Here is an 11,856-nt window from a genome sequence, read left to right as displayed (position 1 = left end):
CCATGAAAAACTTAAAGAAAATTTAGAAAACCATATGCAAATGTTAGTTCAAAATCCAGATAGAGTTCAAAAATATTTCAATCATAAAGATATTCAATATGCAGCTTGATAATTATAGATATAATGCCGTCGGGTTAATACAATAAATTTAAACTAAAATCAAAAATTATTAATCTAAAATCAAAAATCATGAAAAATCAAATTACTTCAAAAATTTTAAAATTTGCATTTGCATTTATGTTCATCCTTATCGCTGCTTCATGTAGTGAAGACAACGACGCTATGGATGCTGCCGAATTGGCACAAGAACAAAGTAATAGTGATGGAATGGTTTCTGGTAGACCTGCTGTTACAGCATCTTACACTTCTGTTATAGATTATACTACCACTGCCTGTGTGGATGTATCTCACGCTTTTACGTTATCTGGTTGGAATGGAGGAGCAGCTCTTAATGTTCAGATTTATGATGTAAATATTTCAGAATGGGTTACTATTGACAATTTTAACGGTCAAAATACAAGCCCACAAACGTTAAATTATACATTTCTAGCTGTAGGAGTGTATCAATTAAGATATCAAATTTCTGGTTCTGCCGCCAATGGAGGAACAAATGGTTTTAGACCGTTTGAAGTAACAGTTGTTGATTGTAGTGAATTAGTAGTTTGTATAGAATCTGCTAAAACTACTGCTTATGCTGGAAATAATGTTGGAGGGACAGTAACTGGAGCTGGTGGTAATAATGCTTGGTGGTTTGCTTTTGATATTGGTGATGGTTTATCAAATGTAACTGCTAACATATTTGAAAGTAGAACAAATGATATTGGAGATGTTACTTATAATGCAGTTACTAAAATGATTACTATTACGTTTGCAAATAATTGGTTCTTGGCAACTGGTGAAACTGAAAGTGTAAAATGGTATAGTTACGCTAATGGTTCGTTACCTACAAATGGAAGACCAACTCCAGGGCAAGCTCCAAATAAAGGTACATCATTATCTTTTCCAGCTGTACTGGGTCATCAATATTATGCAATACACCTAGACGTTGCGACTTGTTTATAAGAAAAAAATAGATTAATATTTAAACAAAAAAACCAGTGAGAAATCACTGGTTTTTTTTATGTGAACTATTTATTATTCCAAAATAGCTCTTGAAATAACTATTTTTTGAATTTCAGAAGTGCCTTCGTAAATCTGTGTTATTTTAGCATCGCGCATTAAACGCTCTACATGGTATTCTTTTACAAAACCATAACCACCATGTATTTGAACAGCTTCAACTGCAACTTGCATAGCCATATCTGCGGCGTATAATTTTGCCATAGCGCCACTTAAATCGTAATTTTGTTTCTGATCTTTATCCCAAGCAGCCTTCATACATAAATGACGAGCGGCTTCAATTTGCGTTGCCATATCGGCTAATTTAAAAGCAATTGCTTGGTGTTTGCTAATTTCTTTTCCAAATGCTTTACGTTCTTTAGAATATTTTAAAGCTAGTTCATAAGCGCCAGAAGCAATACCTAATGCTTGAGAAGCAATACCAATTCTTCCTCCGGCCAATGTTTTCATGGCAAATTTAAATCCGAATCCGTCTTCTCCAATTCTATTTTCTTTTGGCACTTTAACATCGGTAAACATTAAAGAATGGGTATCTGAACCTCTAATTCCTAATTTATTTTCTTTAGTCCCTACCGCAAAACCTTCCATACCTTTTTCAACAATTAAAACGTTGATACCTTTATGTCCTTTAGCTACATCAGTTTGTGCAATAACTAAATAAACACTCGCGGTACCACCATTGGTAATCCAGTTTTTGGTACCATTTAATAAGTAATAATCACCTTTATCCAGTGCCGTTGTTTTTTGAGAGGTGGCATCTGAACCTGCCTCAGGCTCACTTAAACAAAAAGCACCAATAATTTCGCCTTTTGCTAGTGGAACAAGGTATTTTTGTTTTTGTTCTTCGGTTCCATATGTTTCTAAACCCCAGCAAACCAATGAATTATTCACAGACATTACAACAGATGCTGAAGCGTCTATTTTTGAAATTTCTTCCATTGCTAAAACATAAGAAATAGTATCTAAACCACTTCCTCCATAGGCTGGATCAACCATCATTCCTAAAAACCCAAGTTCACCCATTTTTTTAACTTGTTCGGCGGGAAATTTTTGATTTTCATCACGTTCAATAACTCCTGGTAATAGCTCGGTTTGAGCAAAATCACGAGCAGCATCTCGTATCATTAATTGTTCTTCAGTTAAATTAAAATCCATATTTAATAATAGTTCTAAGTAAAAGGTTATTTTTTTTCAAATATAAGTCTTTTTTAAGAAAAATTTTACTAAATATGTAAAATCATACAAAACATAAATTGAGTAATATGAGCACGAAAAGTTGGCGTATAATTGGCTTAATGTCTGGCACTTCATTAGATGGAGTGGATTTGGTATTTGTTCAATTTAATCTTCAAAATAATTTATTTGATTTTGAAATTAAAGCATCAGAAACGGTTTCCTATTCAAAATTATGGGAGAAAAAATTAAGAAATGCATTCAATGCTTCTAAAATAGAAGTTGAAGGGTTAAATTTTGAATATGGGCAATTATTAGGTGAATTAATTAACGGATTTATAACGAAGAATAATTGTACTAATATCGATTTTATAGCATCACATGGGCATACTATATTTCACAAGCCAAATGAGGGTTATACATTGCAAATTGGTGATGGACAGACCATTTGTAACATCACAAATCATAAAGTAGTTTGTGATTTTAGAACCCAAGATGTTGCTTTTGGAGGGCAAGGAGCACCATTGGTTCCAATTGGTGATAAATTATTGTTTTCCGAATATGAGTTTTGTTTAAACTTAGGCGGATTTGCAAATATTTCTTTTGAAAAAAATAATCAAAGAATTGCATTTGACATTTGTCCGGTTAATATTGTATTAAATCATTTTTCGAATCTATTAGGTTTTCCGTTTGATGCTGAAGGAAAATTGGCGAGCGAAGGGACATTGAATGAGAATCTTTTGTTTGAGTTAAACGAAATGGACTATTTTAAAAAACCTATTCCAAAATCGTTAGGGTTTGAATTTATTAAAGAAAATGTTTTCCCAATTATAAATAAATACCAAATTTCAATAAAAGATATTTTAAAAACATATGTTGCGCACAGTACACAACAAATAGCCAATTGTTTGGATAACAAAACTATATCTAAAGTTTTGGTAACAGGTGGAGGAGCTTTTAATACCTACTTAATTAAAGAGTTGAAATTGCTTACAAAAACAACAATTATTATTCCAGATAACAAGGTGGTAAACTTCAAGGAAGCAATGATATTTGCTTTTTTGGGATTATTGCGTTCAGAAAATAAGGTGAATTGTTTGAGTAGTGTTACTGGTGCAAAATATGATCATAGTTCCGGAAAAATCTTTTTAAAAAGGCAATAACATTTTAGTATATTTGCCTAAACCTTAAAGCTAGGTTATAAATAGATGAAGGAATTATTAGAAAAATATGAGAATAAAAAGCCTGAAATAGTTTTTCATTGGAGAGATCAAGAAACAGATGCCGAAGGGTGGACGGTTATTAATTCACTTAGAGGAGGCGCTGCGGGTGGAGGTACAAGAATGAGAAAAGGACTTGATATGGACGAAGTGCTCTCATTAGCTAAAACAATGGAAGTGAAATTTACCGTTTCTGGACCGGCAATTGGAGGTGCAAAATCTGGAATTAATTTTGATCCAAACGATTCTAGAAAGGAAGAGGTTTTAAAACGATGGTATAAGGCAGTTTCCCCTTTATTAAAGCATTATTATGGTACTGGCGGAGATTTAAATGTTGATGAAATTCATGATGTAATTCCAATGACGGAAGATTGTGGCGTATGGCATCCGCAAGAAGGGGTTTTTAATGGTCATTTTAAACCAACTGAAGCTGAAAAAATAAATAGAATCGGTCAATTGCGACATGGAGTAATAAAAGTTATTGAAGATGCACAGTTTACTCCAAATTTAGCGCGTAAATACACTGTTGCAGATATGTTAACTGGTTATGGCGTTGCCGAGGCTGTTAAGCATTATTATGCAATTTATGGTGGTAACTTAAAAGGGAAAAGAGCCATTGTACAAGGTTTTGGCAATGTAGGTGCCGCATCGGCGTTTTATTTAACACAACTTGGCGTTAAAGTAGTTGGTATTATTGATATCTCTGGTGGTTTAATTAATTTGGAAGGTTATTCCTTAGAAGAAATGACCGCTTTGTTTCTTGCAAAAGAAAAAAACAAATTAGTTTCAGATCAATTGATTCCTTTTTCTGAAATAAATGAAAAAATTTGGTCTGTTCCTGCTGAAATATTTGTTCCTGCAGCTGCGTCTAGATTGGTTACAAAAGATCAAATTTCTCAAATGATTAAGACTGGTTTAGAAGTAATATCTCCAGGTGCAAATGTACCTTTTGCTGATAAAGAAATCTTCTTTGGTTCCATTATGGAATATACCGACAAAGAAGTAAGTTTATTACCTGATTTTATTTCAAATTGCGGTATTGCAAGAGTTTTTGCATATTTGATGGAATCAAAAATTGAATTACCTATGCAAGACGCATCCATTTTTAATGATACTTCAAACACCATTAAAAAAGCATTATTAAAAATTTATTCCAAAAGCGGATCTAAAACCAATATTTGTAAAACAGCTTTTGAAATAGCATTAAAACAATTAATTTAAAATTAAATAAATGGAAACACTAATTATAATAATATTTATAGTAGGCTATTTAGCAATTACGTTAGAACATAATTTAAAATTAGATAAACTTATTCCAGCATTAGGAATGATGGCAATTTTATGGGCGCTGGTCGCTTTTGGAATTGACAATTTTTCTAATTGGTTTGATTCGGGCGCACATCAATTAATTGATGGATTTGCAAGTTTTACCTCTGAAGAAAAACATCATTTATTAGAAGAAACCTTACTTCATCATTTAGGAAAAACAGCCGAGATATTATTTTTCTTATTGGGGGCAATGACTATTGTTGAAATTATTGACTATTTTGATGGGTTCTCGACCTTTAAAAACTATATTAAAACAAAAAGAAAGAAAAAACTATTATGGATTTTTGCTGGTTTGGCATTTATATTATCTGCAATTATAGATAATTTAACTGCTACCATTGTATTAATTACTATTCTGCAAAAAATAATTAATGATAAAGAAACTCGGTTATGGTTTGCGGGTATTATTATTATTGCTGCAAATGCAGGTGGTGCTTGGTCGCCAATAGGTGATGTTACAACAACAATGCTTTGGATTGGGAAAAAAGTTTCTACAAGTAAATTAATAGAATATTTAATAATACCTTCATTAATATGTACTGTTATACCGGTTTTTATTGCTTCGTTTTTAAAACCATTTCAAGGTAATATTGAAACTGAAGATGAAAGTTTATCTGTGAGTCAAAACAAATTTGGTCCAATAATGCTTTATTTAGGTTTAGGCGCAATAATGTTTGTTCCTGTATTCAAAACAATTACTCATTTACCACCTTATGTTGGAATGATGTTGTCCTTAGCTATTGTGGGTGTTTTTGCCGAAATTTATAGCCGTACAAAATTTAGTATCTCAAATGTTCATGCAGACGAACACAATGATCTTGAAGGTTATCATAGCCCTGTTCATAAATCGTTGTCAAAAATAGAGATGCCAAGTGTTTTATTTTTCTTTGGTATTTTAATGGCGGTTGCGGCACTAGAAACTCTAGGGATGCTATTTATAGGAGCCGAGCATTTAAAAACAATTATTCCAAATATGGATGTTGTTATTATGCTTTTAGGCGTTGGATCAGCAGTAGTTGATAATGTACCATTGGTTGCTGCAAGTATGGGAATGTTTCAAGAGCCTATAGATAGTCATATATGGCACTTTGTTGCTTATTCTGCTGGTACGGGAGGAAGTATGTTAATAATTGGTTCGGCTGCAGGGGTTGTTGCTATGGGTATGGAAAAAATTAACTTCTTTTGGTATTTTAAAAATATTGCTTGGCTAGCCGCTATTGGCTTTGTTGCAGGGGCAATTGCTTTTATGTTTATAAGAAATTTTTAAAAATAAAAAAACCAAGAAAATTTTCTTGATTTTTTTTATTTAGTTGTTTTTTAATTCCTTTAATTTTTTACATTTAATGTACTAAAAAAAGGTGTTCTTAAGTCACTAAATCAAGAGTAATAAAATTTACATTTTCACTCTGAAGGCTATATATTAAATCTGCTTTTTAGCACTTAATTAATTGTGTAATTATAAAATTTAAAAAATGGATAATATTCTAATTCTAATTTTCATTTTGGGTTATTTAACTATAACCCTTGAACATTTTTTAAAGATTGATAAATTAATTCCTGCATTGTTAATGATGGTTCTTATGTGGGCAGTTATTTCAGTTGGTCAATTTAATGTTTTTAGAGTAGATGAGGCATTAAAAATGTTAGTTCCGGCCAACTTTGAAGAAACTTTATTACATCATTTTGGTAAAACGACAGAAATATTAATTTTCTTGATTGGTGCTATGACCATAGTAGAAATTATAGACCATTTTAATGGTTTTTCAGTAATAAAAGGATTTGTAAAAACAAAAAGTAAGCGAAAACTGATATTGGTATTTTGTATTTTAGGGTTTTTTCTTTCTGCAGTAATAGATAATTTAACAGCTACCATAATTTTAATTTCAATACTTCGAAAAATAGTAAAATCTGGTGAACTTAGAATGTGGTATGCCAGTTTAATTGTTATTGCAGCTAATTCAGGAGGAGCTTGGTCTCCAATTGGAGATGTTACAACAACTATGTTATGGATTGCAAATAAAGTTACAACTTTAAAATTAATTACAAACTTATTTATTCCGTCAATAATTTCTCTTATTGTACCTGCATTTATTGCTTCTTTTCTACCCATTTTTAAAGGTAACTTTGAAGATGTTGTGGATGAAAATGAAAAGACATCAAATTATAGTAATATTATGTTTTATATAGGATTGTCTGCAATTGTATTTGTACCTATTTTTAAAACAATTACTCACTTACCTCCTTATTTAGGGATGATGTTTTCATTATCAATAGTAGCAATAGTGGCAGAATTTTTAAGTTTTAGAAAACTGGAATTGACTACTTTAATAAATGAGGACACCCATGTGAGTCCAATACATAAATCACTTTCAAGGATTGAGTTGCCAAGCATACTTTTTTTTCTTGGAATTTTAATGGCAGTGGCTGCGATGGAATCTGTCGGGAACCTATTCAAATTTTCAGAATGGCTGAGTATAAATATTCCAAATATTGATTTGGTTGTTATAATTTTAGGATTTAGTTCTGCTGTGATAGATAATGTTCCTTTGGTTGCTGCAAGTATTGGTATGTTTCAACAAGGAATAGACGACTCATTGTGGCACTTTATTGCGTTTTCTGCAGGTACTGGTGGTAGCATGTTAATTATTGGATCTGCCGCAGGAGTTGTTGCTATGGGAATGGAAAGAATAAATTTCTTTTGGTATTTTAAAAATATTGCATGGTTAGCTGCTTTAGGGTTTTTAGCTGGAGCGTTTTCATTCATACTTTTACAGCGTTTTATATAACTATTTTATTCTAAATTTATCAAGGCATTTTTTACAAAAAAAATAGGTATTGCAATTTTCACAATGTATTTTCGTTAGATAAAGAAATATTAAAAACTAATTCATATTATTATTCATGCTACAAAATTCAACTGAAGTTTTAACAGAAACTGTTTCTGAAGAAAAAACATTATCCATCTATAATTTAATAATGGATGGAGGACTTGGAGGTCAAATAATTATAGGATTGTTAGTAATTTTATTAGCAGTTTCTTGTTATATTTATTTTGAGCGTTTATTTGAAATTAAAGCTGCTTCAAAAATGGATGGCAATTTTATGAATAAAATAAGAGACCATGTTTCTCATGGAAAATTAGATGCGGCAAAAATGTTATGCGCACAGGCTAATTCACCAGTTTCGAGACTAATTGATAAAGGAATTTCTCGAATAGGAAAACCATTGGCCGATATTCATACTGCCATTGAAAATGCGGGAAGGCTAGAAATTTATAAATTAGAAACCAATGTTAGTGTAATAGCAACTATTGCAGGTGCTGCCCCAATGTTAGGATTTTTAGGAACCGTAATAGGTATGATTGTTGCGATTCACGAAATTGCAAATGCAGGAGGGCAAATAGATATAAAAATGTTGTCAGATGGGTTGTATACAGCAATGACTACAACAGTTGCCGGACTTATAGTTGGTATAATTTCATACATTCAATACAATCATTTAGTGGTAAAAACTAATAAAATGGTGTATGAAATGGAAGCAAAATCGGTAGAATTTTTAGATTTATTAAACGAACCAATTTAAGATTATTAAATAATTCAACCATTAAAAGATCCAAAATTGGATACTACTTCAATTTTTAAATTTTTTAATCTATGAATAAATAAGGCGTATCTTATGAATATTAGAGGAAGAAATAAAGTTAGTCCAGAGTTTAATATGTCGTCTATGACGGATATTGTATTTCTATTGCTCATATTTTTTATGATAACTTCAACGTTAGTTACCACGAGTGCACTAGATATTTTGTTACCTAAAGCTGGTGGAAAAACAGAAAACAAAAAATCTATAGCTGTAAGTATTACCAAAGATTTGATTTTTTATATCGACAATAAAATGGTAATTGAAGATGAATTAGAGAAAGATTTGACCACATTGTTATTGAACAAAGAAGAGCCAACAATTGTGTTACGAGCTGAAGAAGGTGTACCAATTGAAAAAGCTGTAAAAATTATGGATATTGCTTACAGAAATAAGTTTAAGGTAATATTAGCAGTGAGGCCTAAATAATTAATGATGCTTAATTTAAATACCGTACATAAGAGAAAATCAGCTGCAATAACCATTGTAATTATGAGTTTGTTGTTTGTTCTAATCTTTTTTGTTGGTCTAAAATATTTAGATCCACCAATTGAATTTGGTATTTCATTAAATTTTGGAACTTCAGATATGGGTATGGGAGATGACCAACCAACAGAGCCTTTAGCACCAAGTTCACAGCAAATTGTAGAAGATCAGGAAGAATCTGTTCCACAAGAATCTACTCCAACTTCGACCGTAAAGGAAGAGGTTGCTACTCAAGATATGGAAGATGCTATAACCATAAAAAAACAATTAGAGGCAAAAAAAAGGGTAGAGGAGCAGCTTAAAATTGAAAAGGCGAAAAACGATGCTATTGCTAAGAAAAAAGCCGAAGAAGATGCTAAAAAGAAAAATTTGGATGCTATGATTGGTGGGATAAGCAATGGCACTGGAAAAGCAACTGGAGGTGAAGGAAATGATAATGTACCTGGTGATAAAGGAGGAATAAATGGAGATCCAAATGCAAACGGATATTATGGAACTGGTGGTTCAGGAAGTGGTGGAGATTATCAGTTAGGAAATAGAAAGCCTATTAGTAGGCCAAAACCAGATTATATTTGTAATGAAGAAGGTTTAGTGATTGTTAGAATTGAGGTTGACAATAAAGGAAGAGTTATAAAAGCAACTCCTGGAGTTAAAGGTTCTACAAATACCGCATCATGTTTATTAACTCAAGCCGAAGAGGCTGCATTGAAAACAACTTGGCAACCAGATTCTAATGCTCCAGCTAAACAAATAGGAACCATTCGTTACCGATTTTCGTTATCGCAATAATTAAATGAAATACAAAGAAACATTAGATTGGATGTTTTTAAAACTACCAATGTATCAGCGTGTAGGTAGTTCAGCAATTAAAAAGGATTTAACCAATTCAATTGCTTTTTCAACACACTTAAATTTTCCTGAAAATAAATTTAAATCAGTTCATGTAGCTGGCACCAATGGTAAAGGCTCTACAAGCCATATGTTGGCTTCTATTTTACAAGAAGCAGGTTACAAAGTAGGTTTATATACTTCGCCACATTTAAAAGATTTTAGAGAGCGTATTCGGGTAAATGGTAAGGTAATTAGTAAAAAGCAAGTCACAAATTTTATTGAATCTAATCAAGATTTTTTAGATCAACATGAACTATCATTTTTTGAAATGACAGTTGGAATGGCTTTTTATTATTTTGCATTTAAAAAGGTAGATATAGCCATTGTTGAGGTTGGAATGGGAGGAAGGCTAGATTCTACAAATATTATTACTCCATTAGTTTCGGTAATTACAAATATTGGCTTAGATCACACTCAGTTTTTAGGCGATACATTATCAAAAATAGCCTTTGAAAAAGCTGGTATTATAAAGCCTAATGTCCCAGTTGTTATTGGAGAATACCACGATAAAACATTTCCAGTTTTTGAAAAGAAAGCTCAAACTTGTGGTTCTACCCTGTATTTGGCTGAAGTGTTTGATGAAATTGAGTATGAATCTGATTTAAAAGGCTTGTATCAACAGCATAATAAAAAGACAGTTGTTACAACTATTGAAGTTTTAAAGGATTTAAATTTTAATATTTCTGAAGAACATATAAAAGAAGGATTTTTAAAAACAATTGGCAATACTGGTTTAATGGGTAGGTGGCAAGTTTTAAATGATATTCCTAAAGTTATTTGCGATACGGGTCATAACAAAGAAGGATTATTCTTAGTTATGCAGCAATTAAAGTTAGAACGATTTGAAAATTTACATATCGTTTTGGGTATGGTTAACGATAAAAAGTTGGAAGATGTACTTCCTTTATTTCCTAAAAATGCAACCTATTACTTTTGCAAACCAAATATTCCAAGAGGTTTAGACGAAAAGGCATTAAAGGAACAATGCTTTAAATATGAATTAATTGGGAACTCTTATAACAGTGTTAAAAAAGCCTATAAAACTGCTCTAAAAAGCGCTTCTGAAAACGATTTAATTTTTATTGGCGGAAGTACTTTTGTAGTTGCTGAGGTTGTTTGAAAAAAATGAGTTTGATTTTTTAAATGAATATATATAATTGATTAATATTTAATTGAAAATTAAAGTGAAAAATATATTAATTTTTTTTAAAAAGCGTTGTGTAATAAGAAATCAAGTTATATATTTGCATCCGCTTAGGGCAATTAGCTCAGCTGGTTCAGAGCACCTCGTTTACACCGAGGGGGTCGGGGGTTCGAACCCCTCATTGCCCACCAAAGTTAAAAGCTTCCATTTTTGGAGGCTTTTTTTATGCCTATAATTTAGTAAACTAATGATTTTATTAGGTTTTTAAGTTTTTGGGAAATATCCAAATTCTACAATTTCCTATTTTATTAGGCATCAAAAAAGGTATCAATTTTTCTTCGAGGTGTCATAAATATTATTAATAAAATAATTAGATCATAATAACAATAAGTTAAGAATGCTCTTTGTAAATTATATAATAGGTGGATGAAAGATTGTAATATTTAGACTTATTTATAAAAAAAAGTAGTTTACAAGTAATGTGATTCTTTATTTTTTTGGTATCAATGGAAATAGTTTCACAAGTTGTTGGGTATAACCTTATATTTTTTACAAAAGTTAGTTATAGGAAAATAGTTCATTAAAAGTGAAAAAGCAAATGAAAAAACTGAATGAGAAGTTAGTGCGCTAGGCATTTTCAATAGGGTTTCAATTGGTTTGTTTAGAACGATTATTAATAATAATCGATATTTTTTTATTTTATGAATTAATTATTTGATTGTCCGTAATTACCCATAATTAATAAAAAAGCGTTATATTTGATAAAAAAAACGATGAATTTATTCAGTTTTACAGCAAATTTTGGGAGCGAGGAATCTTGTAGGCTTCATTTTAAAGAAGAAAGAGACAAAATCG

Annotated in this window: 10 protein-coding genes and 1 tRNA gene; 10 read left to right on the top strand and 1 reads right to left on the bottom strand. The window is 31.3% G+C overall.

Annotated elements, in window-relative coordinates:
* Positions 1 to 189 precede the first annotated feature (189 nt).
* Positions 190 to 1,062: a hypothetical protein gene (locus Q8S45_RS06900; RefSeq protein WP_305602780.1), complete on the top strand. Its 873-nt coding sequence runs from the start codon at positions 190 to 192 to the stop codon at positions 1,060 to 1,062.
* 72 nt (positions 1,063 to 1,134) lie between these two features.
* On the opposite strand, the gene Q8S45_RS06895 is transcribed toward Q8S45_RS06900, so the two are convergent.
* Positions 1,135 to 2,274, bottom strand: coding sequence for an acyl-CoA dehydrogenase (locus Q8S45_RS06895; RefSeq protein ID WP_305602777.1), 1,140 nt, complete (start codon positions 2,272 to 2,274; stop codon positions 1,135 to 1,137).
* Between the two features lie 107 nt (positions 2,275 to 2,381).
* Here Q8S45_RS06895 and Q8S45_RS06890 point away from each other — a divergent pair, with 107 nt between their 5' ends.
* From Q8S45_RS06890 to Q8S45_RS06850, 9 genes are all read left to right on the top strand, one after another.
* Entirely contained in the window at positions 2,382 to 3,455 is a 1,074-nt protein-coding gene (locus Q8S45_RS06890; RefSeq protein ID WP_305602774.1) for an anhydro-N-acetylmuramic acid kinase, read from the top strand.
* A gap of 45 nt (positions 3,456 to 3,500) precedes the next feature.
* Positions 3,501 to 4,733: a Glu/Leu/Phe/Val dehydrogenase dimerization domain-containing protein gene (locus tag Q8S45_RS06885; RefSeq protein WP_305602771.1), complete on the top strand. Its 1,233-nt coding sequence runs from the start codon at positions 3,501 to 3,503 to the stop codon at positions 4,731 to 4,733.
* A 10-nt stretch (positions 4,734 to 4,743) separates the two neighbouring features.
* On the top strand, positions 4,744 to 6,108 hold the full coding sequence (gene nhaD / locus Q8S45_RS06880) for a sodium:proton antiporter NhaD (RefSeq protein ID WP_305602768.1): 1,365 nt from the start codon (positions 4,744 to 4,746) through the stop codon (positions 6,106 to 6,108).
* A gap of 205 nt (positions 6,109 to 6,313) precedes the next feature.
* Positions 6,314 to 7,627 carry a sodium:proton antiporter NhaD gene (nhaD, locus tag Q8S45_RS06875; protein WP_305602766.1) on the top strand — a complete coding sequence of 438 codons (1,314 nt, stop codon included), beginning with the start codon at positions 6,314 to 6,316 and terminating at the stop codon, positions 7,625 to 7,627.
* 115 nt (positions 7,628 to 7,742) lie between these two features.
* Positions 7,743 to 8,423: a MotA/TolQ/ExbB proton channel family protein gene (locus Q8S45_RS06870; protein ID WP_305602763.1), complete on the top strand. Its 681-nt coding sequence runs from the start codon at positions 7,743 to 7,745 to the stop codon at positions 8,421 to 8,423.
* Between the two features lie 93 nt (positions 8,424 to 8,516).
* Positions 8,517 to 8,909, top strand: coding sequence for a biopolymer transporter ExbD (locus tag Q8S45_RS06865; RefSeq protein ID WP_305602760.1), 393 nt, complete (start codon positions 8,517 to 8,519; stop codon positions 8,907 to 8,909).
* A 3-nt stretch (positions 8,910 to 8,912) separates the two neighbouring features.
* Positions 8,913 to 9,755 carry an energy transducer TonB gene (locus Q8S45_RS06860; RefSeq protein WP_371132992.1) on the top strand — a complete coding sequence of 281 codons (843 nt, stop codon included), beginning with the start codon at positions 8,913 to 8,915 and terminating at the stop codon, positions 9,753 to 9,755.
* Positions 9,756 to 9,759: 4 nt separating this feature from the next.
* Positions 9,760 to 10,977, top strand: a complete 1,218-nt coding sequence (locus Q8S45_RS06855; RefSeq protein ID WP_305602757.1) for a folylpolyglutamate synthase/dihydrofolate synthase family protein — start codon at positions 9,760 to 9,762, stop codon at positions 10,975 to 10,977.
* A 137-nt stretch (positions 10,978 to 11,114) separates the two neighbouring features.
* A tRNA-Val gene (locus Q8S45_RS06850) sits at positions 11,115 to 11,192 on the top strand.
* Positions 11,193 to 11,856 lie beyond the last annotated feature (664 nt).

The sequence above is a fragment of the Lutibacter sp. genome, assembly GCF_030692605.1.
Classification (GTDB): domain Bacteria; phylum Bacteroidota; class Bacteroidia; order Flavobacteriales; family Flavobacteriaceae; genus Lutibacter.
Note: the sequence above shows the minus strand (reverse complement) of the source record. Positions and strands in the feature narration are given on the sequence as shown.